The 25,160-nt window shown below is 73.1% G+C and carries 21 protein-coding genes and 1 tRNA gene; 13 read left to right on the top strand and 9 right to left on the bottom strand.

Features of this window, described 5'->3' with window-relative positions; all coding sequences use genetic code 11:
* Positions 1–240 precede the first annotated feature (240 nt).
* From thrB to ABZ454_RS14415, 6 genes are all read right to left on the bottom strand, one after another.
* Positions 241–1,158 carry a homoserine kinase gene (thrB, locus tag ABZ454_RS14440; protein ID WP_356318851.1) on the bottom strand — a complete coding sequence of 306 codons (918 nt, stop codon included), beginning with the start codon at positions 1,156–1,158 and terminating at the stop codon, positions 241–243.
* 442 nt (positions 1,159–1,600) lie between these two features.
* Positions 1,601–2,671, bottom strand: a complete 1,071-nt coding sequence (gene thrC / locus ABZ454_RS14435; RefSeq protein ID WP_359538023.1) for a threonine synthase — start codon at positions 2,669–2,671, stop codon at positions 1,601–1,603.
* Positions 2,672–2,677: 6 nt separating this feature from the next.
* A complete protein-coding gene (locus ABZ454_RS14430; protein ID WP_356318849.1) occupies positions 2,678–3,979 on the bottom strand; it encodes a homoserine dehydrogenase in 1,302 nt (433 codons plus the stop codon).
* 125 nt (positions 3,980–4,104) lie between these two features.
* Positions 4,105–5,496, bottom strand: coding sequence for a diaminopimelate decarboxylase (lysA, locus tag ABZ454_RS14425; RefSeq protein ID WP_359538021.1), 1,392 nt, complete (start codon positions 5,494–5,496; stop codon positions 4,105–4,107).
* A gap of 26 nt (positions 5,497–5,522) precedes the next feature.
* Entirely contained in the window at positions 5,523–6,596 is a 1,074-nt protein-coding gene (nrtL, locus tag ABZ454_RS14420) for an ArgS-related anticodon-binding protein NrtL (RefSeq protein ID WP_359538020.1), read from the bottom strand.
* 55 nt (positions 6,597–6,651) lie between these two features.
* Complete coding sequence (locus ABZ454_RS14415) at positions 6,652–7,065, bottom strand: response regulator (protein WP_356318846.1); 414 nt, start codon at positions 7,063–7,065, stop codon at positions 6,652–6,654.
* A 214-nt stretch (positions 7,066–7,279) separates the two neighbouring features.
* On the opposite strand from ABZ454_RS14415, the gene ABZ454_RS14410 reads away from it, so the two are divergent.
* A tRNA-Arg gene (locus ABZ454_RS14410) sits at positions 7,280–7,351 on the top strand.
* 245 nt (positions 7,352–7,596) lie between these two features.
* Here ABZ454_RS14410 and glyA read toward each other — a convergent pair.
* Entirely contained in the window at positions 7,597–8,880 is a 1,284-nt protein-coding gene (glyA, locus tag ABZ454_RS14405; protein ID WP_359538018.1) for a serine hydroxymethyltransferase, read from the bottom strand.
* A 466-nt stretch (positions 8,881–9,346) separates the two neighbouring features.
* On the opposite strand from glyA, the gene ABZ454_RS14400 reads away from it, so the two are divergent.
* Positions 9,347–11,257, top strand: coding sequence for a S53 family peptidase (locus ABZ454_RS14400; RefSeq protein WP_359538016.1), 1,911 nt, complete (start codon positions 9,347–9,349; stop codon positions 11,255–11,257).
* A 187-nt stretch (positions 11,258–11,444) separates the two neighbouring features.
* On the opposite strand, the gene ABZ454_RS14395 is transcribed toward ABZ454_RS14400, so the two are convergent.
* A complete protein-coding gene (locus ABZ454_RS14395; RefSeq protein WP_359538014.1) occupies positions 11,445–12,599 on the bottom strand; it encodes a Ku protein in 1,155 nt (384 codons plus the stop codon).
* Between the two features lie 60 nt (positions 12,600–12,659).
* On the opposite strand from ABZ454_RS14395, the gene ligD reads away from it, so the two are divergent.
* The 8 genes from ligD to ABZ454_RS14355 all read left to right on the top strand — a co-directional run bounded on the left by ligD (position 12,660) and on the right by ABZ454_RS14355 (position 22,501).
* Positions 12,660–13,556: a non-homologous end-joining DNA ligase gene (gene ligD, locus ABZ454_RS14390; RefSeq protein WP_359538013.1), complete on the top strand. Its 897-nt coding sequence runs from the start codon at positions 12,660–12,662 to the stop codon at positions 13,554–13,556.
* Positions 13,557–13,702: 146 nt separating this feature from the next.
* Complete coding sequence (locus tag ABZ454_RS14385) at positions 13,703–15,868, top strand: PBS lyase (protein ID WP_359538011.1); 2,166 nt, start codon at positions 13,703–13,705, stop codon at positions 15,866–15,868.
* Complete coding sequence (locus ABZ454_RS14380; protein ID WP_356325591.1) at positions 15,865–16,194, top strand: zinc-ribbon domain-containing protein; 330 nt, start codon at positions 15,865–15,867, stop codon at positions 16,192–16,194. Before ABZ454_RS14385 ends, ABZ454_RS14380 begins: the two co-directional genes overlap by 4 nt.
* Before the next feature lie 126 nt (positions 16,195–16,320).
* Entirely contained in the window at positions 16,321–17,130 is an 810-nt protein-coding gene (locus ABZ454_RS14375) for a hypothetical protein (protein ID WP_359538009.1), read from the top strand.
* Positions 17,127–18,473 (top strand): HAMP domain-containing sensor histidine kinase, encoded by a 1,347-nt coding sequence (locus ABZ454_RS14370; RefSeq protein WP_359538007.1) that lies wholly within the window; start codon positions 17,127–17,129, stop codon positions 18,471–18,473. Before ABZ454_RS14375 ends, ABZ454_RS14370 begins: the two co-directional genes overlap by 4 nt.
* Before the next feature lie 84 nt (positions 18,474–18,557).
* Positions 18,558–19,937 carry an FtsW/RodA/SpoVE family cell cycle protein gene (locus ABZ454_RS14365; RefSeq protein ID WP_359538005.1) on the top strand — a complete coding sequence of 460 codons (1,380 nt, stop codon included), beginning with the start codon at positions 18,558–18,560 and terminating at the stop codon, positions 19,935–19,937.
* 34 nt (positions 19,938–19,971) lie between these two features.
* Positions 19,972–21,429, top strand: coding sequence for a penicillin-binding transpeptidase domain-containing protein (locus ABZ454_RS14360; protein WP_359538003.1), 1,458 nt, complete (start codon positions 19,972–19,974; stop codon positions 21,427–21,429).
* A gap of 4 nt (positions 21,430–21,433) precedes the next feature.
* Positions 21,434–22,501: an amidase gene (locus ABZ454_RS14355; protein WP_359538001.1), complete on the top strand. Its 1,068-nt coding sequence runs from the start codon at positions 21,434–21,436 to the stop codon at positions 22,499–22,501.
* An 18-nt stretch (positions 22,502–22,519) separates the two neighbouring features.
* On the opposite strand, the gene ABZ454_RS14350 is transcribed toward ABZ454_RS14355, so the two are convergent.
* On the bottom strand, positions 22,520–23,383 hold the full coding sequence (locus ABZ454_RS14350; protein WP_359537999.1) for a hypothetical protein: 864 nt from the start codon (positions 23,381–23,383) through the stop codon (positions 22,520–22,522).
* 244 nt (positions 23,384–23,627) lie between these two features.
* Here ABZ454_RS14350 and ABZ454_RS14345 point away from each other — a divergent pair, with 244 nt between their 5' ends.
* Genes ABZ454_RS14345 through ABZ454_RS14335 form a run of 3 tightly spaced genes read left to right on the top strand, consistent with a single transcriptional unit; the run spans position 23,628 to position 25,132 of the window.
* On the top strand, positions 23,628–24,164 hold the full coding sequence (locus tag ABZ454_RS14345) for a GNAT family N-acetyltransferase (protein ID WP_359537997.1): 537 nt from the start codon (positions 23,628–23,630) through the stop codon (positions 24,162–24,164).
* A gap of 15 nt (positions 24,165–24,179) precedes the next feature.
* On the top strand, positions 24,180–24,581 hold the full coding sequence (locus ABZ454_RS14340; RefSeq protein ID WP_356323088.1) for a VOC family protein: 402 nt from the start codon (positions 24,180–24,182) through the stop codon (positions 24,579–24,581).
* The gene (locus ABZ454_RS14335) at positions 24,578–25,132 is read left to right on the top strand and encodes a DinB family protein (RefSeq protein ID WP_356323091.1); all 555 of its coding nucleotides are present in this window, start codon (positions 24,578–24,580) and stop codon (positions 25,130–25,132) included. The genes ABZ454_RS14340 and ABZ454_RS14335 overlap by 4 nt, the downstream gene beginning before the upstream one ends.
* The last annotated feature ends 28 nt before the right edge of the window (positions 25,133–25,160 follow it).

Here is a 25,160-nt window from a genome sequence, read left to right as displayed (position 1 = left end):
CGAGCATCCCCCTGCTCGGCCCACTCCTGGACGAGCGAGGGGTGTCGTGCCGGTTCCGGAGCGTGCTCGCAACTGCTCAGGCAGGCTGCTCAGGCAGTTGGGGAGGCTCCCGGAAGAAATGGTGGTCCCGGAAAGGGACACGAAGCAACGCGCCACATAGACGTCGATTGCAGACTTGAGGTTAACACTACCGGCTCCAACAAACATTCCCCCTCTCACTCACCGGCAATCACTTCTCGGCTACGGGGCGAGCGGCAGCACGCTCGCACCCTGGGCGTCGAGAGCGAGCCGGTTGGCCGCCCATCCCTCGCCCGCCAGCCGTGCCACCTTGTCGGCCGCACCCTCCTCGGCCAGCGCCAGCACGGTCGGCCCGGCACCCGAGACGACCGCGGGGACGCCGTCGGCGCGCAGCCGGTTCACCAGTTCCACGCTCTGCGGCATCGCCGGTGCGCGGTACTCCTGGTGGAGCCGGTCCTCGGTGGCCGTGAGCAGCAGCTCGGGGCGCCGGGTCAGGGCCTCGACGAGGAGCGCGGCGCGGCCCGCGTTGAAGGCGGCGTCGACGTGCGGGACGGTACGCGGCAGCAGTCCGCGGGCGGTCTCGGTGAGCACCGGCTTGCCGGGGACGAAAACCACCGGAACGATGGAATCAGCGGGATCCATCCTGATGGCACGGGCCGATCCGCCGTCCATCCACGCGAGCGTGAAACCGCCCAGCAGGCAGGCCGCGACGTTGTCCGGGTGGCCCTCGATCTCGGTGGCGAGCTCCAGCAGGGCCGCGTCGTCGAGCCGGGCGTCACCACCGGTGGTCACGGCGCGGGCGGCGACGATGCCGGCGCAGATGGCGGCGGAGGAGGAGCCGAGGCCGCGGCCGTGCGGGATGCGGTTCGCGCAGACGATCTCCAGCCCGCGGGGCTGGCCGCCGAGCACGTCGAAGGCGGTGCGCAGGGAGCGTACGAGCAGGTGCTTCTCGTCGCGGGGCAGCGTGTCCGCGCCCTCGCCGGCGATGTCGATGTGCAGCCCGGAGTCGGCGACCCGGACGACGACGTCGTCGTACAGGCCCAGCGACAGGCCGAGGGCGTCGAAACCCGGGCCCAGGTTCGCGCTGGTCGCGGGGACGCGCACCCGGACGGCGGCGGCTCGGAAGGCGGGACCGGCCATCGCTCTGACGACTCTCCTTGTGAGGCGGCGGGGAATGCGAGGAGCTGCGGGACGTGTCGGGGTTCTCGCGGCTCTTCGGGTTCTGCTCTGTGCGGCTCTTCGGTACTGCTCGGGCTCGGGGATTTCACGTGTGCGGGTGTGTGGGGTTTTCCGGGGCTGTTGCGGCTGCGGGTACGGCCTGACCCGGAAAGGAACCGACGGCCGCAACGGCCCGGGCACCCCGGCTCATGCGGGCGGGGCGGGTTGGGTACAGCTTATCGAAGGAAGGTTCTGTCGCGACATAGGGCGCACAGGAGGCGCACGATGCGTGTCGCATACCGTCGATGCGCTCTCCGCCCCGAAAAGGGGCGTTCGAGCTGCCTTTCTGACGAGCCGTCGCCGTGGCCGCACCCGGGGCCCGTCGTCCGGACCGGGGGTGCGGCCGCCCTGCGGCGGGGTACTGCTACGCGAGGCCCAGCTTCTCGGCGGCGGTGACCGCGTCGACCGGGACGGTGACCGGCTGGGGGGCGCCGGCGACGGCCCAGTCCGGGTCCTTGAGCCCGTTGCCGGTGACCGTGCAGACGATCTTCTGGCCGGGGTCGACCTTGCCCTCGTCGGCGGCCTTGAGCAGACCGGCGACGGAGGCGGCCGAGGCGGGCTCCACGAAGACGCCCTCCTGCGAGGCCAACAGGCGGTAGGCCGCCAGGATCTGGCGGTCCGTCACCTCGTCGATGAAGCCGCCCGACTCGTCCCGTGCGTCGAGCGCGTACTGCCAGGAGGCCGGGTTGCCGATGCGGATGGCCGTGGCGATGGTCGACGGGTCCTTGACGATCTCGCCGCGCACGATGGGCGCGGAACCCGAGGCCTGGAAGCCCCACATCCGCGGCGTGTGCGTGGCCATCGCGTCCCTGGCGTACTCCGTGTACCCCTTCCAGTACGCGGTGATGTTGCCCGCGTTGCCGACCGGCAGGACGTGGATGTCCGGGGCGTCGCCGAGCGCGTCGACGATCTCGAAGGCGGCGGTCTTCTGGCCCTCGATGCGGACCGGGTTGACCGAATTGACCAGCGCCACGGGGTAGTTGTCCGAGAGCGAGCGGGCCAGCGTCAGGCAGTCGTCGAAGTTGCCGTCGACCTGGAGGATCTTGGCGCCGTGGACGAGCGCCTGGCCCATCTTGCCGAGTGCGATCTTGCCCTGCGGCACGAGGACGGCGCAGACCATCCCGGCCCGTACCGCGTACGCGGCGGCGGAGGCGGAGGTGTTGCCGGTGGAGGCGCAGATGACGGCCTGCGCGCCCTCCTCCTTGGCCCGGGTGATGGCCATGGTCATGCCGCGGTCCTTGAAGGACCCGGTCGGGTTGGCGCCCTCGACCTTGAGGTGCACCTCGCAGCCCGTGCGCTCGGAGAGGACCTGAGCGGGAACGAGCGGCGTACCGCCCTCACGGAGCGTGACGACGGGCGTCGCGCTCGTGACCGGGAGACGGTCCCGGTACTCCTCGATGATGCCGCGCCACTGGTGGGTGCCCTTGGTGGTCATGGGTCCTTACTCCCCTTCAACACGCATGATGCTGGCGACACCGCGTACGGTGTCGAGCTTGCGCAGCGCCTCGACGGTCCCGGAGAGGGCCGCGTCGGGCGCGCGGTGGGTGACGACGACGAGCGAAGCCTCGCCGCCGCCGTCCTGTCGACTCTGCTGGCGGACCGTATCGATCGATACGCCCTGCTCGGCGAAGACCGTCGCGACCTGGGCGAGTACGCCAGGCTTGTCGGCCACGTCGAGGCTGATGTGGTACCGCGTGACGACGTCGCCCATGGGGCTCACCGGCAGACGCGTGTACGCGGACTCTCCGGGCCCGGGGGCCTCGTTGAGCTTGTTGCGGCAGACCGCGACGAGGTCGCCGAGGACCGCGGAGGCCGTCGGTGCGCCACCGGCGCCGGGGCCGTAGAACATCAGCTGCCCGGCGGCCTCGGCCTCGACGAACACCGCGTTGTACGCCTCGCGGACGGAGGCCAGCGGGTGGCTGAGCGGGATCATCGCGGGGTGCACGCGGGCCGTGACGGACTGCCCGTCGGCGGCCCGCTCGCAGATGGCGAGGAGCTTGACGGTGCAGCCCATGCGGCGGGCGGAGGCGATGTCGGCGGCGGTGACCTCGGTGATGCCCTCGCGGTGCACGTCGCCGATCTTCACCCGGGTGTGGAAGGCGATTCCGGCCAGGATGGCCGCCTTCGCGGCGGCGTCGAAGCCCTCGACGTCGGCGGTCGGGTCCGCCTCCGCGTATCCGAGGGCGGTGGCCTCGTCGAGCGCCTCGGAGTACCCGGCGCCGCTCGTGTCCATCTTGTCGAGGATGAAGTTCGTGGTGCCGTTGACGATGCCGAGGACCCGGTTGACCTTGTCACCGGCGAGGGACTCGCGCAGCGGCCGTACGAGCGGGATGGCGCCGGCCACGGCGGCCTCGTAGTAGAGGTCGCGGCCGTGCTGCTCGGCGGCGGCGTGCAGTGCGGCGCCGTCCTCGGCGAGCAGCGCCTTGTTGGCGGAGACGACGCTCGCGCCGTGCTCGAAGGCGGTGGTGATGAGGGTGCGGGCGGGCTCGATGCCCCCGATGACCTCGATGACGACGTCGATGTCCCCCCGTTTGACGAGGGCGGTCGCGTCGGTGGTGATCAGTGCGGGGTCGATGCCGGCGCGCACCTTGGAGGGCCGGCGCACGGCGACACCGGCGAGCTCCACCGGTGCGCCGATGCGCGCGGCGAGGTCGTCGGCGTGCGTCGTCATGATGCGGGCCACCTCTGAGCCGACGACTCCACAGCCCAGCAGCGCCACCTTCAGCGGACGCGTACGCATCATCCGACCTCGTTTCCTTTACATCTGATGTGTGAACCAGTCTCACTCACCGGACGGGGGTTTCCGCCACCCGTCCGGATCCTGAGATGTTTACCGGGGTCCTGGGGTGTCCCCCGGGAAATAGCGCATCAGCCGACGTCCAGGCGCAGGAGATCTTCCTCCGTCTCGCGCCGGACGATGACCCGGGCCTGTCCGTCGCGCACGGCGACGACGGGCGGGCGCAGGGCGTGGTTGTAGTTGCTCGCCATGGAGCGGCAGTACGCGCCGGTGGCGGGGACGGCGATGAGGTCGCCGGGGGCCAGGTCGGACGGCAGGAACGCGTCCTTGACCACGATGTCGCCGCTCTCGCAGTGCTTGCCGACGACCCGGACGAGCATCGGCTCGGCGTCCGAGGTGCGCGAGACGAGCGCGACGCTGTACTCGGCGTCGTACAGCGCGGTGCGGATGTTGTCCGACATGCCGCCGTCCACGCTGACGTACGTACGCAGCCCCTCCAGGGGCTTGATGGTGCCGACCTCGTACAGCGTGAAGGCCGTGGGCCCGACGATGGCGCGGCCGGGCTCGACGGAGATCCGGGGGGTGGCGAGCCCGGCGGCCTCGCACTCGCGGGTCACGATGTCGCCGAGCGACTTGGCGATCTCGTGCGGTTCGCGCGGGTCGTCCTCGGAGGTGTACGCGATGCCGAGGCCGCCGCCGAGGTCGATCTCGGGCAGCTCCACGCCGTGCTCGTCGCGCACCTCGGCCAGCAGCTGCACCACGCGCCGGGCGGAGACCTCGAACCCGGCCATGTCGAAGATCTGCGAGCCGATGTGGGAGTGGATGCCGATGAGTTCGAGCCCGTCGAGGGTGAGGGCCCTGCGGACGGCCTCGGCGGCCAGGCCGCCGGCCAGGGCGATGCCGAACTTCTGGTCCTCGTGCGCGGTGGCGATGAACTCGTGGGTGTGCGCCTCGACGCCGACGGTCACCCGGATCTGTACGCGCTGGCGCTTGCCGAGCCGCTGCGCGACGTGGGCGACCCGGACGATCTCCTGGAAGGAGTCGAGCACGATCCGGCCGACTCCGGCCGCGACGGCCCGCTCGATCTCGTCGACCGACTTGTTGTTCCCGTGGAAGGCGATGCGCTCGGCGGGCATCCCGGCGTCCAGCGCGGTGGACAGTTCGCCGCCGGAGCAGACGTCGAGGTTGAGGCCCTCCTCCTGGAGCCAGCGCACGACGGCGCGGGAGAGGAAGGCCTTGCCGGCGTAGAAGACGTCGGCGCCGGGTCCGAACGCCTCGGACCAGGCACGGCAGCGGGCCCGGAAGTCGGACTCGTCGAGGAAGTAGGCCGGAGTTCCGAACTCCTCGGCCAGCCGGGCGACTTCGACTCCTCCGACGGTCAGGGCGCCGTGCTCGTCGCGGGTGACGGTGCGGGACCAGACCTTCTCGTCGAGCACGTTGAGGTCTTCGGCGGGGGCGGTGTAGTGGCCCTCGGTCATGACGTCGGCGTGACGGGGCCCGGCGGGGTGTGCGGATCGGCTCATCGTGTTGCTCTGCTCTCTCGGGTCTCTCAGAGGTGTCGGGGCGCGCTGATGCCGAGCAGGGACAGGCCACCGGCCAGCACCGTCCCGGCGGCCTCGGCGAGGGCGAGCCGGGAGCGGTGGGCGGCCGAGGGTTTCTCGTCCCCGACGGGAAGGGGTGAGGCGGCGTCGTGGAAGTCGAAGAACGCCTGCGCGACCGCCTCGAGGTGCCGGGCGAGCCGGTCGGGGGCGTGGTGCCGAGCGGCGGCGGCGAGCACGGCGGGGTGGTCGGCGACGAGGGCGGCCAGAGCGTGCGCCTCGGCGCCGACGGCCTCCTGTCCGGGGTCGCCCGCGCATCCGAGGAGCGCCGCGCCGCGCGTCAGCGCGTGGACGCGGGAGTGTGCGTACCGGACCAGGAACAGCGCGTTGTCCTCGCCCTGGACGAGGAGCTCGCCCCCGAGGGGGGCGCGGTCGTGTCCGGCGGGCCGCAGCAGCCCCCAGCGGGTCGCGTCGGAACCGAGCCGGGCGAGCAGCTCCCCGGCGGTGGCGCCGGCGGGGACGGGCCGTACCTCCGCCGAGGACGTGGACGGCGGTGCCTGGACGTCCACGGTGACGCCCAGCCGCGCCCAGTCCGGGTCGGGCGCCTCGTCGCAGCCGACGCGCACGAGCGCGCCCTGCGCCCGCGCGAGCAGGCCCACCGCGTGGGCGGTGACCGCGGCCCGGACCTCGCGGGGATGGCGGATCTCCAGCTGTTCTCCGGCGAACGCGTCCCCGTGCCCGTACCGCGTCCCCTGCTCCCGCACCCGGGACATGAGCGTGCGGTGGGCGTCGGCACCGGCGGAGGCGTCGAGCGTGAAGTTCAGGAAGCCGGGGCCGGTGATCTCGACCCGCCCGATGCCGGGCGCCCCGGCCACCCGCTCCCGCAGGATCTCGGCGACCTCCCGCGCGGTGCGTGCGGCGGGTCCGGCCAGCTGGAGCGCGACGGCGCTGGCGTAGTCACCGCGCCCACCGGGCCGGGTCCGCTCCACCCGCACGCGCGCGGGCACGGGCGCGTGCAGGGCGTGCTCCTCCACGGCGCGGCGCACGGCGTGCAGCACGGTCGCGGAGAGGTCGGCGGGGGTCACGGGACAAGCGTAGGGGAGGAAGGGGGGCCTTCCGCGAACGCGTTTCGCCATCCGGTCAGCCGGCGGCGCTCTCCGCGCGGTCGGCGCCCTGTCGTCCGTCGAGCACCGATGTCCGCCCGCGCTCCACCAACTGGCGCACGAGCCGCACCAGCTCGCTCGGCTCGAAGGGCTTCGCCAGGAACGCGTCGACGCCGGCCGCGACACCGTTGTCCACCTCGTACGGCGTGCAGGCGCTGACGATCGCGAGGGGCAGATGCCCGGTCCGCGGATCGGAGCGCAGCCGGGTGGCCGTCTGCAGCCCGTCCAGCCGGGGCATGACGACATCGAGTGTGATCACGTCGGGCCTGACCCGATGGACCAGATCCAGACACTCGACACCATCGGCCGCGGTCACGACCTCGAAGCCCTCCAGCTCGAGATTGACCCTGATCAACTGCCGGATGACCTTGTTGTCGTCGACAACAAGCACGCGGCCGGACGCCCCTGACACCCTTCGAGAGTAGGCGGGGCGGAGTGGCTGCGTCCGGGTTTTGCCCACTTCCGTCCCCGGACGGGTGGCCGGATGTGCGTACGAGCGCCGGGGCGGGGCCCGGGGCGCCCGGCGGGGACGTGGAAATACCTGTTCACGGGCACCGGGTGGAAGCTGGTAGTGTTTCACCCGTCGCAGAGCAACACAGCGATACGCCCCCGTAGCTCAGGGGATAGAGCATCGGCCTCCGGAGCCGGGTGCGCAGGTTCGAATCCTGCCGGGGGCACTTCGCAGGAAGTGCCAGAAAAGACCTTCTGACCAGTGGGAACACTGACCAGGGGGTCTTTTTCATGCCCGCGTGAGGCGATGTGCCGGGGGCCGCGCCTCACGTTGCGGCGAGGCGTGAGCCGTCCCGGCCTCGGCCCGTGGCGCTCGGCCCCCTAGGGGCTGTCCCGGGGGACGCTCGCGGCGCCGCGCCCCGTCGCGGCGCCGTCGCGTCCCCTGGGGCAGGCAGGCAGCCCCGCCCGGGACTCACCCCACCGGCAGCCCCGGGGCCGGATACCCGTCCATCAGGGCCTTCACCTCGGCGCGCACCGTGGTGATCGTGTCCTCGTCGCCGGTGCGGGCGGCGGTGGTCACGCGGCCGATCCACTCCGCGACGGTGGCCATCTCGGAGGCCGGGATGCCGCGTGAGGTCAGGGCCGGGGTGCCGATGCGGATGCCTGAGGGGTCGAAGGGCTTACGGGGGTCGTAGGGAACGGTGTTGTAGTTGACGACGATGCCGGCGCGGTCCAGGGCCTTGGCCGCGGTCTTGCCGGGGACGTCCTTGCTCGTCAGGTCGATCAGCAGCAGGTGGTTGTCGGTGCCGCCGGAGACCAGGTCGAAGCCGCGGGCCGCCAGTTCCTCGCCGAGGGTGCGGGCGTTGGTCACCACGTCGTGGGCGTAGGTGCGGAAGTCCGGCGTGGCGGCTTCGCGCAGGGCCACGCCGATGGCCGCGGTGGTCTGGTTGTGCGGGCCGCCCTGGAGACCCGGGAAGACGGCGCGGTCGAGGGCGCGGGCGTGTTCGGCGCGGCTGAGCAGCATCGCGCCGCGCGGACCGCGCAGGGTCTTGTGGGTGGTGGTGGAGACGACGTCGACGTGCGGGGCGGGCGAGGGGTGCGCGCCGCCGGCGATCAGGCCCGCGATGTGGGCGACGTCCGCGACGAGGACCGCGCCCACTTCGCGGGCGATCGAGGCGAAGCCCGCGAAGTCGATCTCGCGGGGGACGGCGGTGCCGCCGCAGAAGATCACCTTGGGGCGCTCGGCGAGCGCCAGGTCGCGCACCTCGTCCAGGTCGACGCGGCCGGTGTCGCGCCGCACCCCGTACTGGACCCCGTTGAACCACGTGCCGGTGGCCGAGACGCCCCAGCCGTGGGTGAGGTGGCCGCCCATGGGGAGTGACATGCCCAGCACGGTGTCGCCCGGCTTGAGGAAGGCCAGGTACACGGCGAGGTTGGCCGGGGAGCCCGAGTAGGGCTGCACGTTGGCGTGGTCCATGCCGAAGAGCGCCCTGGCACGTTCGGCGGTGAGGGTCTCGACCTGGTCGATGATCTGCTGGCCCTCGTAGTACCGCTTGCCGGGGTAGCCCTCGGAGTACTTGTTCTGGAGCACCGTGCCGGACGCTTCGAGCACGGCCGCGGAGACGTAGTTCTCGCTGGGGATCAGGCGCAGGGTGTCGGCCTGGAGCTGTTCCTCGGCGACCACCAGCGCGGCGAGTTCCGGATCGGCTGCCGCGAGGGCGGGGTGGCGGGGGTGCGAGGGTACGGATGCGGTCACGGGGTCCTCCCGGGTCGGCCGCGTCACTGCGGCGTGGACCCGGATGCCCAGGCGGACGGCTCTCCGGCGATGTCTCCCCGGGCAGGCCCGGGGTGTGCCGCTCCCTCGTGGTCGATTCCACTGAGCACCCCGGCAGGGGCGCGCGCCAGTCGCGGCGATGTGTACCTTACCGGGCGGCGGGACGGCGGGGCCCGGCATTCCGTCCGGTCGGGGGTGTCGGCTCCCCACCGGAACCCGGACCCGCGGAAGGAGGGACGCCCGGCCCTCGGCCATTCGGGGCGAACTCCCCCATACCAGGTGCCCCTTGGCTGATTCTTGGTCATTGCATGCCCCCTACATGAGGTGTTCCTCGCCAGAGTGGCGCATTACATGTGCACATCATTCGGCACGTGCTCCACACGCGAGACCCACATCGCAGGGGGTTACTTTGAGAATCAGCCGCGCCCGACGACGCGCCGCGCTGAGCATGGCAGCGACACTGCCGCTGCTCGCCGGTGCGCTCGCCCTCGGGATACCCAACGCCAGCGCGGACTCCGCGCCGGGCGGCCGGGACGCGCTGCAGGGCACCAAGCCGGCCTGGGCCACCACCACGGCCGACCGGGGAGCCACGGCCGACAGCGCGAAGGTCGCCGTGCGGGTTCATCTCGCCGGACGGGACGCGAAGGGGCTGGCCGCCTACGCGGCCGCGGTCTCCGACCCGAGTTCGCCGTCGTACGGGAAGTACCTGAGCGCCGCCCAGGCGCAGGCGCGGTTCGGGGCCACCCGCGACCAGATCGACCGGGTCAGCCGGTGGCTGGAGTCCAGTGGGCTGACCGTCACCGGCGCCGACCAGCACTACGTCTCGGCCACCGGTGAAGCGGCCCAGGCCGAAAAGGCGTTCAGCACGCAGCTGCGCAACTACCGCAAGGGCAGCCGCACCTACCGCGCCCCGGCGTCCACCGCCTCGGTGCCGGCCGGGCTGAGCGATGCCGTGCTCGCCGTGTCCGGTCTCGACAACGCCCCGCACAGGTCGAATCACGACGAGGTCCTGCCGCCGCCGGACGCGGTGTTCCGCAACTCCGGGCCGTTCTCCTCGTACTTCGGCTCGGCGATCGCCTCCGCCCTGCCGAGCGCGTACGGGGCCAAGGTGCCGTACGCCGTCAAGGGGTACACCGGCAAGCAGCTGCGTGCCGCGTACGGGGCCGGGAGCTACACCGGGAAGGGGGTGACCGTCGCGATCACGGACGCGTACGCCTCGCCCACCATCGCGAAGGACGCCGCCGAGTACGCCGCGCGCAACGGTGACGCGCCCTACCGGCGCGGCCAGCTCAGCCAGGTGCTGCCGGACGACTACACGAAGACCGAGGAGTGCGGGGCGTCCGGCTGGTACGGCGAGGAGACCCTCGACGTCGAGGCCGTGCACGCGGTCGCACCCGCCGCGAACATCGTGTACGTCGGCGGCGCCTCCTGCTACGACAACGATCTGCTGGACTCGCTGAACAAGGTCGTCGACCACCGGCTCGCGGACATCGTCTCCAACTCGTGGGGCGACATCGAGGCCAACCAGACCCCCGACCTGGCGCTCGCCTACGACCAGGTGTTCAAGATGGGCGCGGTCGAGGGCATCGGCTTCTACTTCTCCTCGGGTGACGACGGCGACAACGTCGCGTCGACCGGCACCAAGCAGATCGACGTCCCCTCCAACTCCGCCTGGGTGACCTCGGTCGGCGGCACGTCGCTGGCCGTCGGCAAGCACGACTCGTATCAGTGGGAGACCGGCTGGGGCACCCTGAACGCCCCGCTGGCGGCGGACGGCACGAGCTGGACGGGCTTCCCGGGTCCGTACACCTCGGGTGCGGGCGGGGGCACCAGCTCCACCGTGAAGCAGCCGTCCTACCAGCGCGGCATCGTGCCGGACTCGCTGGCCCGGGCCAACGGGAAGACCCGGATGCGCACGGCTCCGGACATCGCGGCCGTCGCCGACCCGAACACCGGCTTCCTGGTCGGCCAGACCCAGACGCTGCCCGACGGATCGCTGGGCTACGACGAGTACCGCATCGGCGGTACGTCGCTCGCGGCGCCGGTCATCGCCGGTGTCCAGGCCCTGGCGCAGCAGGCGCGGCACGGGCGCCCGATCGGTTTCGCCAACCCGGCGATCTACGCACGCTACGACTCCCCGGTCTACCACGACGTGACGGACCACCCGCTGGGCGCCGGACGTGATCTCGCCGTCGCCCGGGTGGACTTCGTCAACGGGTACGACGCGGCGGACGGTCTGCGGACCTCGGTGCGCAGCCTCGGCAAGGACGCCTCGCTGTCGGCGGTGCGGGGGTACGACGACGTGACGGGGGTCGGTACGCCCGCCTCCGGCTACGTGAGCTCCTACAGCAGGCGCTGAGCCCTGGAGCGGCACGCGCGGACCGAACGGCCGTCCGGGGCACGGATCACGCCCCGTGGCGGCCGTTCGGCCGTCCTGCCGTGCCGGTGGCCGGCCGGGGCGGCCGCCGGTCCGTGCGGTGGGAGAGCGGTCCGGCCGTCAGGATCCGGGTTCCGCTCTCACTTCCCGCGGGCCGCGGGCGGCCCGGCTACGCGGAGGCGCGTTTGCGTGAGGCGGTCTTCGTGCCGCTCTGCTTCTTGGCCGCCGCCGTCTTCTTGGCCGCGGCACTCTTGGACGCGGCAGCCTTGGACGTGGTCTTCTTCGCGGCGGAACGGCCACCGGACGCGCTCTTCTTCGCCGCCCCCTTGTCCGCGGTCGCCGTGGACATCGCCCCCGAGGACTTCGGCGAGGAGGCGGCGGACTTCCGGGCCCCGCCGCCGGAGCCCGAACCGGACGAGGCCCGTCCACCCGGCTTGGCCCCGGAGCTCTTGCGGGTGGTGCCCGACGGCTTACGGTCCGCGAGGGCGGTGACCTTCGCGACCGGCGCCCGCGCCTTCTCCCCGTCGTTCGCGCCCCCCTCGTCCTCACCACGGGCCTCCTGCGCCGCCCGCACGCTGCTCTCCAGGGCCGCGAGCAGGTCGATGACCTTCCCGCCGGACTTGTCGGGCGGGGCCGGCTGAAGGGTCTCGCCGGAGGCCTTTGCCGCGATGAGCTCCTCGACCGCCTCGCGGTAGTCGTCGTGCAGCGAGTCCATGTCGACCTCGCCGAGCGTGTTCATCAGGGTGTCCGCCAGGTCGAGTTCGGCGTCCCGGACCGCCACGTCGCCCTCCGGGGCGACCCCTTCCGGAGCCCGGATCTCGTCCGGCCAGAGCAGCCCGTGCATCGCGATCACGTCGTCGACCACCCGCAGCATCCCCAGGCGCTCACGCCCCCGCAGGGCGTACTTGGCGAGGGCGACCTTCCGGCTCCGCTTCAGCGCCTCGCGCAGCAGGGTGTACGGCTTGGCGGCCGGCACCCCGTTCGCGGAGAGGTAGTACGCCGCGTCCATCTGCAGCGGGTCGATGGAGTCGGCCGGGACGAAGGCGACGATCTCGATCGTCTTGGCGGTGGGCAGTGGCAGCGAGCCGAGGTCCTCGTCGGTGATCGGGATCATCGAGCCGTCCGCGTCCTCGTACGCCTTGCCGATGTCGGCGGCGGCCACCTCCTCGCCGTCCAGTTCGCACACCTTGCGGTAGCGGACGCGGCCGCCGTCGGCGAGATGGACCTGCCGGAAGGAGATCGAGTGGTTCTCGGTGGCGTTGACCAGCTTGATCGGGATGCTGACCAGCCCGAACGAGATGGCGCCGTTCCAGATGGACCTCACCGGTCACCCCTTACATCCGCAATGTCCGTACAGATCCTGATTTCATGTGATTCTTATCGTATGACGCCGATCACTGTGGTGGAGGGGCGGCGCCTGTCGCTCAGCAACCTGGACAAGGTGCTGTATCCGGCCACCGGCACCACCAAGGGCGAGGTGCTGCACTACTACGCGGCCACGGCGGCGGAGGTGCTGCTCACGCATCTGCGGGACCGGCCCCTGTCCTTCCTGCGCTATCCGGACGGGCCGGACGGGCAGCAGTTCTTCACCAAGAATCCGCCGCCCGGTACGCCGTCCTGGGTACACACCGCCCCGGTGCCGCACCACGAGAAGGAACAGGCCAGGCAGGTCGTCGTGCAGGACCTCGCCTCGCTGATGTGGGCGGCCAACCTGGTGGTGGAGTTCCACACCCCGCAGTGGCGGGCCGAGACGCCGGGGCTGGCCGACCGGATGGTGTTCGATCTGGACCCGGGGGCCCCGGCGACGGTCGTGGAGTGCTGCGCGGTCGCCCGCTGGCTGCGCGAGCGGCTGGCCGCCGACGGACTGGAGGCGTACGGGAAGACCTCCGGGTCGAAGGGGCTGCACCTGCTCGTGCCGCTGGAGCCGACCGCGTCCGAGCGGGTGTCGGCGTACGCGAAGGCGCTCGCCGTGCAGGCGGAGCGCGAGCTCCCGGATCTGGTGGTGCACCGGATGAGACGGGCGCTGCGGCCGGGCAAGGTGTTCGTCGACTTCAGCCAGAACGCGGCCGCGAAGACGACCGCCACCCCCTACACCCTGCGGGCGCGGGCCGAGCCGTCCGTCTCCGCCCCGGTCACCTGGGCGGAGATCGAGGGGTGCCGGGAGCCTGGGGAACTGGTCTTCCTGGCGGGCGACATCGCGGAGCGGCTGGCGCGGTACGGCGATCTGCTCGCACCGCTCACCGCGCCGGACCAGGGGCGGCCGATTCCGGACACCGGGTAGGGCTTCCCTGGCCGGGCCATACCGCATGGGCGTCGGAGTTGTCATGTCCAAGGGCAAAAGGCCGGATGGGGCGGGCGGATCGTCCGAACGGTGGTGCACACTCTGCGCAGACACTGCTTCGTGGGAAACCGTGGGGAGGCGATGGCGTGTTCGCGGGGATCGACGAGGTCGACTGGGCCTCGATGGAGCATGCCTACGGGCCTGCCGATGATGTGCCGGGACTGCTTCGGGGCCTGGCGTCCGCCGATCCGTCCGAGCGCGAGGCCGCGCTGGACGGCATGTACGGGGCCGTCCACCACCAGGGTGACGTCTACGCCTGCACGCTCGCCTGCATCCCGTTCCTCTTCGAGCTGGTCGCCGATCCGGTGGTTCCGGACCGCGGGGGCGTCGTCGAGCTGCTGACCAGCATCGGCGGCATCGACCTGGACGAGGAGGACATCGGCGAGGACGAGGACGAGGCCGAGTGCATGGCGAACTACGCGATGGCGGCGGCCGCCGTCAGCGCGGGCGCCGGGGTCTTCTTCGCGCTGATGGCCGACGAGGACCCGGGAGTGCGGGTCTCCGCGCCGCTGGCCCTGGCCACCCTGCACGCCAGTCCGGGCCGCGTGCTGGCCCTGCTGCGCGAGCGGCTGCCGGTGGAGCCCGACGACGAGGTGCGGCGCGCCCTGGTGGAGGCCGCGGGCCGGGTCGCGCTGCGCCACCGCCCCCTGGCCGGCCGGATCGCGGACTGGCTGAGCCGGCTGGCCGCCGAGGCCAACGCGCCGGGGCTGCGGCTGGCGGCCCTGGCCCAGCTGGCCCGGTGCGCGCCCGAGGCGCTGCCGGGCGACGTGGTGAGGGTGGTGGCGGGTCTGCTGCGCCGGCTGCGCTCGGCCCCCGAGACCCCTGAGGCCCCCGAAGCCCCTGAAGCCCCGGAGTCCGCACAGGCCCCGGAGGCCCCGGAAGCGGTGTCGCGGGCGCACGGGGCCCCCGACCCCGCCGCCTTCGAGGCCGCGCCGATGGCCATGGTCGGGCAGCTGCGGGCGCTGCCGGCCGAGGACAGAGCCGGGCGCACGGCCCCCTGGACGGCCGACCTGCTGCGCACCCTGCACGTCGGGCTGGACGACCGGGTCGCCGACCGGACGGCTCTGCTCACCGATCAGCTGTGCAGCCCGGAACCGGGTCAGCGCATCGACGCCGTCCGGATGAGCGGGGGGCTGATCCGGGCCTGGCGCGGTTCCTACGGGGAGCTCGTGCGGCTGGTGGGCGAGCAGCTCCGCTCCGACGAGCCGAAGCTGGCCGAGGCCGCCTCGCACGTCCTGGAGGAGCTCTTCGGCCTGGCCGCACCCGCTGCGGACGCGCTGGCGGCCCGGGTCGCGGCCGATCCGGGGGCCTGGGTGAAGGAGTGGGCGAGCGGGCCGCCGGGGCTGGGCAGCGCGGTGAAGGCCCTGGCCCGGCTCGGCGACGCCCGCGCGGTGCCCGCGCTGGCGGCGGCGCTGGAGCGGCCCGAGGTGCCGCACGACGTGGGATTCGCCCTCGCGCACCTGGGCCCGGCGGCCCGGCCGCTGGCCGGCCTGCTGCGCCGCCGGCTGAGCGAGGTCGGGCTGGACGAGGAGGCGTACGACCGGGCGAGCCCGCTGCTCGCCGGGCTGACCGCGCTCCGGGCGGGCGAGGCGGCGCCGGAGGTGCTGCGCATCCTGCGCGGGGCGCCGGAGTACCGGGGCGAGTGGCTGCGGACGGCGGCGCTGCGGGCGCTCGGCTCGTTCGGGCCGGCCGCGCACTGCGCGGTCCCCGAGCTGCGGGCGCTGATCCGCCGCCCGGGGGCGGCGGCCACGGAGGCGGCCGAGGCGCTCTGGGCCGTCGACGGGGACGCCGGGGCGGTGCTGCCGGTCCTGATCGAGGGGCTCCAGGCGGACCACGCGCGCGAACGGCGGGCGGCGGCGAGCGCCCTGGGCCGGCTCGGCGCCCAGGCGGCGGTGACCGCGCCGCGGCTGCGGGCGCTGCTGCGTCACGAGGAGCTGTGGCTGCGGGTGGACGCGGCGATCGCTCTGTGGCAGGTTTCCGGACGGGCCGAGGAGTCCGTTCCGGTACTCCTCGCGGCCTGGGAGAAGAACCGTCATGTCAGGGTTCGGGTGGCCGAATGCCTGGCGCGGACGGGGGCTGCTGGTGCAGGGTCGGACGCGGCACACGTGCTGCGCGCCGAACTCGCCTCCGTACGCCGTCACCACGCGATGGACGGCGGATACGGCAGCCACGACACATACGAGGACGAGAAGCTGCTGGCGCTCTGCCGCCGGGCGCTCCTGGGTGACACGGGGAAGGGACCCACCACATGATCATTTTCGGTACGCGAGGCTATCTCTACCAACTGGCGGTCCTGACACTGGTCTGCGGCTGGTGCGGGAATCCGGCCGCGCACACGCTGCGCAAGCGGGTGACGAAGTTCACGCTGTTCTTCGTGCCGCTGTTCCCCATCTCGACGAAGTACGCCACCCAGTGCACGTTCTGCGGTGGCGAGCAGAAGATCCCCAAGGAGCAGGCCGACCAGCTGCTGGCCCAGCACGTGGCCGCGCAGGACGGGAACCCGTTCGGCCAGTCCCCGCAGCAGCCGGGCTACGCTCCGGGCACGCAGGGCCAGGGCCAGAACCCGTATCAGCGATGACGTACCGGTACTGAAGTATCAGCACTACATACGCATAAGGGATTTCCTTCCGCATAAGGTTGACGGAGCCGGAGTCGTGCGCACACACGTGCGATCCGGTCCGTCCGGCCGGCAAGGGAGGAACACATGCGTCCGCAGTACCGGACGGGGCGCCGTACCGCCGCCGCCTTCGCGGCCGTCACCGGCGCCGCGCTGCTGGCCGGCTGCGGCACCGGCGGCGAGCTGCGGAGCGCCGGCCGGGCCCCGGCCGCCATCGGTCCCGCCCGTCTCTGGCCGGAGCTGCCGCCCGCCTCCGCCGCCCCGTACGACTACGGCGAGGGCGAGACCGCCCGTATCCCCGGGATCACCGTCCCGGACGGCGACGTGCACGGACTGGATCCGGTGGCCGTGGTGCGGGCCGGGCTGAACGCCCGTCCGGACCGGTCCAGCGGCACGGCCGCGCTCCCCGCCGAGACCGTGCGCCGGCTCGACGACTGCCCGGACGCGCCCGCGTCCTGCCCGGTGCTGGCGCCCTACTACCGCGATCTGACGGGCGACGGCCGGGACGAGATGGTCCTCGGCATCCGGCTGCCCGGCCGTCAGCTGTCCGTACACGTCTACATGCCGGAGGCCGGCGGGCTCACCCGGATCATGTCGACCTCCGACGCCGTGATCAGCGTGGAGCTGGCGGGCCGGGACCTGATCATGCGGGCGCCGTCGGCCATCACGGGCTACCAGTACCGCACGGCCTGGTCGTGGGACGACCAGCAGCGCGCGATGCTGCCCACGCAGGACGAGATCCTGCGGACGACCCCGCGGGCCGGGCAGGGCCGGCGGCCCACCCCGGGCCCCCGGCCCTCCGCGCGGCCGGCCTCCCCGGCGAGCCCGGCGCCCGGCACCTCCGCGCCCACGCCCACCGCGGCCCCCTCGGCGGCCGTGAGCGCGGAGCGCCGGTGAGAGCCCGGCGGACCGGCGCGACCCGGACGCGGCGCACCCGGCGGCGGCTGCGTCTGCCCGCCTGGACGGCGACGCTCACCTGGAAGTCCGCGGTCTTCATCACCGTGATGTGCTGCCTGCTCGCCGCCCTGCTGGGCGTGCTGGTGCACACCGCGGTCACCCGGCAGACGGTCGGTCACGCCCGCGAGAAGGCGCTGTCGCGGCTGGAGGGCGTCACCGCCGCCTACGAGGCGGGCGAGGCGCTGCCGCCGCGTTCCGGGATCGATCCGCCGGGGCTGCCCGCGGCGCTGCGCGCCCTGGCCGTGGGCGGGGAGCGGGGCACCATGGTCGCCGACCACCTCGGCCGTCCCACGATGTGGGCCGCCGCCCCGGCCGACGGGCACGCCCTCGCGACGCAGGTCGACTACGGCCAGAGCGCCCGCACGATCAACGGCCTGGACGGGGCGATCGTCGGCTCCTCGCTGCTGGCCATCGGCGCCACGCTGCTGGTGGGCGCGTTCTCCGTCACCCGGGTCACCCGGCGGCTGCACCAGACCGCGCGGGTGGCCCGCCGGATCGGTGCGGGCGATCTGGACGCCCGTGTCGACGACCCCCGTACGGCCGACCCCTCGCGCCGGCAGGACGAGGTGGCCATCGTCGCCGGGGCGCTGGACACCATGGCCTCGACGCTGCAGCGCAAGCTCGTGGCCGAACAGCGCTTCACCGCCGATGTGGCGCACGAGCTGCGCACCCCGCTGACCGGCCTGTCGGCCGCCGCCGAACTGCTGCCGCCGGGCCGCCCATCGGAGCTGGTGCAGGACCGGGTCCGGGCGATGCGCGCGCTGACGGAGGACCTGCTGGAGATCTCCCGGCTCGACGCCCGTACCGAACAGGTCGATCTCGATGTGCACGAACTCGCGCCGCTCGCCGAGCGGGTGGCGGCGCGCCTCCCGGGCCCCGCGACCGAGGTCAGGGTCGCCCCGGGCGGGCCGCCGGTGCGGGTCGAGACGGACAAGCGGCGCCTGGAGCGGGTGCTCGGCAATCTGATCGGCAACGCGCACCGGCACGGCCGCCCGCCGGTGCTGCTGACGGTCGACGGGCCGGTGGTGACCGTGCGCGACCACGGCGAGGGCTTCCCGGACTACCTGGTCGCGGGCGGCCCGCAGCGCTTCCGCACGGAGGGCGGCGCCAAGGGGCACGGCCTCGGGCTGACCATCGCCGCCGGGCAGGCCGAGGTGATGGGCGCCGAGCTGACCTTCGAGAACGCGCCGGACGGCGGGGCGGTGGCCCGGCTGACGCTGCCGGAGTACGTACGCCTGGACCACGGCGGCGAGGAGCCGCCGCACTCCCCCGCGGGCGCCTGACGGGCGGCGGCGCGCCCGGAACCCACGAACCCCCACATCCGGACATAAGGGAAATAACACCCACCTCTTGCTACGTTGCGGGGCATGACCGCAACGACCGCGGACGCGCCCCCGCCCGAGCTGCGCCTGCCCAGGCGGCGCGGCGTGGAACTCTCGCTCCTCGTCGGGGCCGTCCTCATCTCCGTCTACGGCTACGCCGCCGTCGGTCTGGCCCACGACGACGCGGTCCCGCCCGATGTCGCCGGATACGGCGGCGGCCTCGGGCTGCTCGCCCTCCTGGCCCACCTCGCCGTCCGCTTCCGCGCCCCGTACGCCGATCCGCTGCTGCTGCCGATCGCCGTCCTGCTCAACGGCCTGGGCCTGGTGCTGATCTACCGGCTCGACCTGGAGACACCGAGGGACCAGGCGGCCCCCACCCAGTTGATCTGGTCCACGCTCGGCGTCGCGTTCTTCATCGCGGTGGTGGTGTTCCTGCGCGACCACCGGGTCCTCCAGCGCTACGCGTACCTCTCCGTCGCCGCCGCCCTCGTCCTGATGATCGTGCCGATCTTCTTCCCCGCCGTGAACGGCGCCAAGATCTGGATCAGGATCGGCGGATTCTCGTTCCAGCCAGGCGAGTTCGCCAAGATCCTGCTCGCCGTGTTCTTCGCCGCCTACCTCGCGGCGAACCACAACGCCCTCGCGTACACCGGCCGCAGGATCTGGAAGCTCCAGCTCCCCACCGGCCGGGTGCTCGGCCCGATCGTGGCGATCTGGCTGATCAGCGTCGGCGTCCTGGTCCTGGAACGCGATCTGGGCACGTCGCTGCTGTTCTTCGGCCTCTTCGTCATCCTGCTGTACGTGGCGACCGGCCGGACCGGCTGGATCGCCGTCGGGCTGCTGCTGGCCGCCGTCGGCGCGTTCGTCGTCGGCTCCTTCGAACCGCATGTGCACAGCCGGGTGCAGGACTGGCTCGACCCGTTCGCCTCCATCGACGCCGGCCAGGGCCCCGGCCAGCTCGCCCAGTCGCTGTTCGCCTTCGCCGCGGGCGGGATGCTCGGCACCGGGCTGGGGCTCGGCCACTCCGTCCTCATCGGCTTCGCCGCGAAGTCCGACTTCATCCTGGCGACGGCCGGCGAGGAGCTCGGCCTGACCGGGCTCACCGCCGTCTTCATGCTGTACGCCCTGCTGGTGGCGCGGGGGTACCGGGCCGGGCTCTCCCTGCGCGACGCGTTCGGACGGCTGCTGGCGATCGGTCTCGCCTCGATCCTGGCGCTCCAGGTCTTCGTGATCGCGGGCGGGGTGATGGGGCTGATCCCGCTGACCGGCATGGCGATGCCGTTCCTCGCGCAGGGCGGTTCGTCGGTGGTCACCAACTGGATCATCGTGGCGCTGCTGATCCGGGTCAGCGACGTGGCCCGAAGACCCCATGTCGACGAGGTCGAGACCGGCGTCGTCGCACCGGCCCTGGAGGACGACCTGTGACCCACCGCCCGACGACCGCCCGGGGGGACCGGCCGTGATCCGCTACATCCGCCGTGCCGCCGCGTTCTGCCTGCTGCTGCTCGTGGCACTCCTGGTGAACGCCGCCCGCGTCCAGGTCTTCCAGGCCGACGCGCTCGACGACAACCCCGCCAACCGCCGTACCACGATCGACCGTTACGACCAGCCGCGCGGCAACATCCTGGTCGGCGGCCGGACCGTCACCGGCTCGAAGGACACCGGCGAGCAGCTCGCCCACGAGCGCACCTACCGCGACGGCCCCCTGTACGCGCCGGTGACGGGCTACGCCTCGCAGACGTACGGCACGACCCTGATCGAGAACGCCGAGGACGCGCTCCTGACCGGCACCGATCCCCTGCTCGCGCCGCTCCCGTTCTGGAACGAGATCACCCGCGCCCGGCAGCCCGGCGGCGATGTCCTCACCACGATCAAGGAGTCCGTGCAACGCGCCGCGTACGAGGGGCTCGGCGGCCGCCGGGGCGCGGTCGCGGCCGTCGAGCCGACGACCGGCCAGATCCTGGCCCTGGTCTCGACCCCCTCGTACGACCCCGGGCGGCTCTCCGGGACCGGTTCGTCCGTCACCGACGCCTGGCGCGAGCTCAACGCGTCGCCGAGCCAGCCCATGCTCAACCGGGCGATCCGGCAGACGTATCCGCCCGGCTCCACGTTCAAGATCGTGACGGCCGCGGCGGCGATGGACGCCGAGGTGGTCACCGATCCGGACGCCGGGACCGACACCCCCTCCCCGTACGTGCTGCCGGGCACGTCGACCACGCTGCCCAACGAGGCCCGCGGCTGCGAGCAGGCGTCGCTGGCGGAGGCGATCCGGGTCTCCTGCAACACCGTGATGGCGCACCTCGGGGTGGAGGTCGGGCTGCAGGGCATGGTGGAGGCGGTCGGCAGGTTCGGCTTCAACGACACGGGGCTGAAGATCCCCTCCGGGGTGGCGAAGAGCAACTTCGACACGGACATGAGCGACGACCAGCTGGCCCTGTCCTCGATCGGCCAGTTCGACACGACGGCCACCCCGCTCCAGATGGCGATGGTGGCCTCGGCCGTGGCCAACGGCGGCGACCTCATGTATCCGCACCTGGTGGACCGCACGACCACGCACAGCGGCGCCACGGTCCACACCACCGGGTCGCGCACCTACCACCGGGCGATGAGTCCGATGACGGCGATGCGGTTGCGGCAGATGATGATCGACGTGGTGCGGGAGGGCACCGGCGCCAACGCGGCCATCGACGGCGTGACGGTCGGCGGCAAGACCGGCACCGCCCAGCACGGCATCGACAACTCGGGCACGCCGTACGCCTGGTTCATCTCCTGGGCGCAGGCGCGGGACACCGGGCGGCCGGCGGTCGCGGTCGCCGTGGTCGTCGAGGACGCCGCCGCCCACCGGGCCGACATCAGCGGCGGCGGCAGCGCCGCACCGATCGCCCGTGCCGTGATGGAGGCCGCCCTGGAAGACTGAGCCGGTGACGGGTTTCAGGGATGTCTGCGGCGCGCTGGCCGCGATCGGGCGGGAGGACCCGCGGCTGTGCGCCTTCCACGACGTGTGGGGGGAGGAGGCGCTCGCCCGGCTGCCGGCCGCGGCCCAACTCCCCCTCGCCGGGCTGCCGTTCGCGGTGAAGGGCCCCGCCGGAATCCGTTCGTACGCCGCCCGGCGGCTGCTCGCGGCCGGTGGCGTCCCGGTCGGCTCGACCTCCGTACCGGGCCCCGGCACGTCCTGGCAGACCTGGGGGCTGGGCGCCCACGGACGCACCGTCAACCCGTGGCGGCCGGACCGGACCCCGGGCGGCTCGTCGGCGGGCTCGGCGGTCGCGGTCGCGGCGGACCTCGTGGAACTCGCCACCGGCAGCGACGGGGCGGGGTCGGTGCGCATCCCGGCGGCCTGGTGCGGGGTGTTCGGGCTGAAGACGACCAACGGGCTGCTGCCCTCCCCCGACCGTTCCGGGCTCGCCTCCGCCGGGGTACTGACCCGCACGGCCGCGCGGGCGCACACCTACCTGCGCTGCGTCCTGGACGGCTACGAACCCGCCACGGCCGAACTGCCCCTGCCCGCCGCCTACAGCCCGGACCTGGGGTTCGCGGACGTCGACCCGGAGGTCGCGGCCGTGGTCCGGGCAGCGGTGCGGCGGCTGGTGACGGCGGGGGCCGTCCGGCTCGCGGACCACGGCTGCGCGCTGCTGGACCCGGCGGCGGCCTGGCAGGCCGTGCGCAGCGGGGAGGTGCCGCCGCCCCTCGCCGAGCTGCGGCGGGAGAACGACCGCAGGCTGGACGCCTTCTTCGCGGCCACCCCGCTGCTCCTGACGCCCGTCACCCCCAACCGCCCGCACGGCCACGACGGTCCGGGCGAGCTCTTCTCCACCTCGCTGACGTGGGCGTTCAACCTGAGCGGCCATCCGGCGGCGAGTGTGCCCGCCGGATTCACGCCGGACGGCTGCCCGGTGGGGCTCCAACTGGTGGCGCGACGCGGCGCGGACGCCCCGCTGCTCGCCATGGCCTGCGCGGTGGAGGAGGCGCTGACCGCCGCGCGGCGGTGACGGGCGGCGGGCTCCCGGTCAGTCGGCTTCGGCGGCGGCTATCGGTTTGCGCGACTCGGCCCTGACCTTGGCGGTCTGCAGCGCGGCCTTGTCGAGGTCGACCTTGTCCGGGGCCTGGAGCGCCGTCTCGGCGGTGACGACGGCGACGAAGGAGGCGGTGTTGTCGTCGCCCCACGCGCACATGGGAATGGTGCTGCTGATGGCGCCTTCCTCGGACCGCACGACCTGGCAGGACACCGTGATCCCGTACCCGGCGGGGGTGAACTCCCTGGCGGGCACGGCGATGGTCATGCCCTCGTTCTGCACCGCCCCCTCCAGGATCTTGTCCCGGGTGAACTCGGGTCCCTTGATGCGGCCCCACAGCCCGGAGATGACCAGGGTGCCGCCGCTCCCGGAGGTGTACTGGGTGACGACGGCCTTCGCGTCACGGATGGTCGGGTCGTAGGTCTTCTCGATGTCCCGCCCGTCCGTCGACGAGGAGTCCTTGAGGAGCGTGTACTCGTCGTCCAGCAGCTTCTTCGGCACGATCAGCCGGTATTCGGCCTTCGGGAAACCACCGGCCGTCGGAAGTCCGCCCACGTCCGCCTCGTCCACCAGCCGGAAGGCGCCGTACGCGAGGCCGCCGGCCACCACGAGGGCGCCGACGACGATCCCGACGACCAGCCCGGTCCGGTTCTTCCTCGGCGGTGGCGGCATCCCGGGGAACCCGGGCCCACCGGGCCCGGGACCGCCCCAGGGCGGGGGCGCCTGCGGATACCCGTAGGGCGGCTGCCCGGGCACCGGCTGCTGGGCGTACGGATTCTGCTGCGGCTGCGGCGGGCCGTACGGGCCCTGCGGCGTTCCGTACGGGCCCTGCGGGGGCTGGGGCGGGGGCGTGGTCATGCCGCCCAAGTTACGTCATCCGGGGGAACGTCGTTTCGAGTTCACGCCCCGGCAGCCGGGGCAGCGGGAGGTGCCTGCCGGGGCCGTACCCGCGTACGAGGCCTTCGAGGCCGCGGGGTGCGGCGGCGGGCGGCGGCGAGGTCCCGGGAGACGAGGGCAAAGGACACGGGCCCGTTCTCCCGCGGCGGTTCCGCGCCCGTACAACGGATTCCGGCAGCCTCCGGGCGCATGTGATTCTTGGGCCATGAACGATCGACGTGACCTTGTCGTCGTACGGCCTCCGGCCGGCGCCCTGTCCACCGTGGACGGGCTGTCCGGGCTGCTCGTCGACTACCACCTGCGGACGGAGGCGGAGAAGGGCGTGCCCGTCGCCGACGCGGCCGGTCTGCCCGACCGCTACCGGGCGGAGGCCGAGGATCCGGACCGCGCGTTCGCCGACGCCGTCGTGCTGGTCGCGCGGGACGGGGGCGCCGCCGCGGGATGCGTCGTGGTCACGGCCCCCGTGGACGGGCGGGTGGAGATCAAGCGGCTGTGGACGGACCCCGCGTTCCGCGGCCGGGGCGTCGCCTCCGCCCTGATCGACGCCGCGCTCGCGCACGCCGCCGCCCAGAGCGGGGTCCGCACCGCGCGGCTGTCGGTGTGGCAGTGGCGCACCGGAGCCGTCTCGCTCTACGAGCGGTTCGGCTTCTCCGTCACCGCGTCGTGGGACGGGCGCGCGGGACTGGTCTGCATGGAGCGGGCGGTGGAGTCGGCAACCCCCTTTACAGGGAAGGCGAGTTAGTCAATCGTTTCCGCTGTGACGGACAAGAACGGCAGCACGCACTGGCCCGGCGGCATCAGCGCCCTCACCCTGTTCACCGAGGACCTGGCGGCGACCAAGCGGTTCTACCAGGAGGTCTTCGCACTGCCGGTCACCTACGAGGACGACAACTCGGCGGTCTTCACCTTCGGCGGCACCCTCGTCAATCTCCTGCGGACCACCGCGGCGCACGGGCTGATCGAGCCGGCGGCCGTCGCCGGTCCGGACACCGGGGCGCGGATGCAGCTCACGCTCCCCGTGGACGACGTCGACGCCATGTGCGAGGTGCTGGCCGAGCGCGGGGTGACCCTGCTCAACGGGCCGGTGGACCGGCCCTGGGGCATCCGGACGGCCAGCTTCCGTGACCCGGGCGGCCACATCTGGGAGATCGCACGATGACCGCGACGGGGGACGGGGCCGGGAAGACCACCACCGCCGAACCCGGCAGCCCGCTCCCGGGCGCCGAGATCAGCGCCCTCCTGTCGTCGCTGGCCGGACAGCGCCGTCATGTCCTCGGCATCCTCGAAGGACTCGACGCCGAGGCCCTGCGGCTGCCCGTGCTGCCGTCCGGGTGGAGCTGCCTCGGGCTCGTCCAGCACCTGGCGCTCGATGTCGAACGGTTCTGGTTCCGTGCCGTGTTCACGGGGGACGCGGCCGTGATCGACGCCCTGGACGGGATCGACGACGCCTGGCAGGTGGCCCCCGGCGCCACCGCCGCCGAGGTCCTCGGCCGCTACCGCGCGGAGGCGGCCCTCGCCGACGCCGTCGTCACCGCGGCCCCGGCCGACGCGCCCTTGGCCTGGTGGCCCCACGACCAGTTCGGCGCGCCGCACCTGCACACGCTGCGCGACGTCCTGCTGCACGTGATCACCGAGACCGCGTGCCACGCGGGTCACCTCGACGCGGCACGCGAACTCCTCGACGGCCGGCGGTGGCTGGTCCTGACCTGAGGGCCGTCCCGTCGCCGCCCGGCCGGTG

The organism is Streptomyces sp. NPDC005803 (assembly GCF_040630435.1).
In the GTDB taxonomy this organism is placed as follows: Bacteria; Actinomycetota; Actinomycetes; order Streptomycetales; family Streptomycetaceae; genus Streptomyces.
This window is presented reverse-complemented; position numbering and strand designations above follow the sequence as displayed.

Excerpts from the sequence above, each read along its gene's own strand:
- ABZ454_RS14375 (WP_359538009.1), top strand. The coding sequence starts at position 16,321 with ATGCGTCCGCAGTACCGGACGGGGCGCCGTACCGCCGCCGCCTTCGCG.
- ABZ454_RS14380 (WP_356325591.1), top strand. The coding sequence starts at position 15,865 with ATGATCATTTTCGGTACGCGAGGCTATCTCTACCAACTGGCGGTCCTG.
- ABZ454_RS14335 (WP_356323091.1), top strand. The coding sequence starts at position 24,578 with ATGACCGCGACGGGGGACGGGGCCGGGAAGACCACCACCGCCGAACCC.
- ABZ454_RS14345 (WP_359537997.1), top strand. The coding sequence starts at position 23,628 with ATGAACGATCGACGTGACCTTGTCGTCGTACGGCCTCCGGCCGGCGCC.
- ABZ454_RS14430 (WP_356318849.1), bottom strand. The coding sequence starts at position 3,979 with ATGATGCGTACGCGTCCGCTGAAGGTGGCGCTGCTGGGCTGTGGAGTC.
- ABZ454_RS14365 (WP_359538005.1), top strand. The coding sequence starts at position 18,558 with ATGACCGCAACGACCGCGGACGCGCCCCCGCCCGAGCTGCGCCTGCCC.
- ABZ454_RS14400 (WP_359538016.1), top strand. The coding sequence starts at position 9,347 with ATGGCAGCGACACTGCCGCTGCTCGCCGGTGCGCTCGCCCTCGGGATA.
- lysA (WP_359538021.1), bottom strand. The coding sequence starts at position 5,496 with ATGAGCCGATCCGCACACCCCGCCGGGCCCCGTCACGCCGACGTCATG.
- ABZ454_RS14350 (WP_359537999.1), bottom strand. The coding sequence starts at position 23,383 with ATGACCACGCCCCCGCCCCAGCCCCCGCAGGGCCCGTACGGAACGCCG.
- ligD (WP_359538013.1), top strand. The coding sequence starts at position 12,660 with ATGACGCCGATCACTGTGGTGGAGGGGCGGCGCCTGTCGCTCAGCAAC.
- thrC (WP_359538023.1), bottom strand. The coding sequence starts at position 2,671 with ATGACCACCAAGGGCACCCACCAGTGGCGCGGCATCATCGAGGAGTAC.
- thrB (WP_356318851.1), bottom strand. The coding sequence starts at position 1,158 with ATGGCCGGTCCCGCCTTCCGAGCCGCCGCCGTCCGGGTGCGCGTCCCC.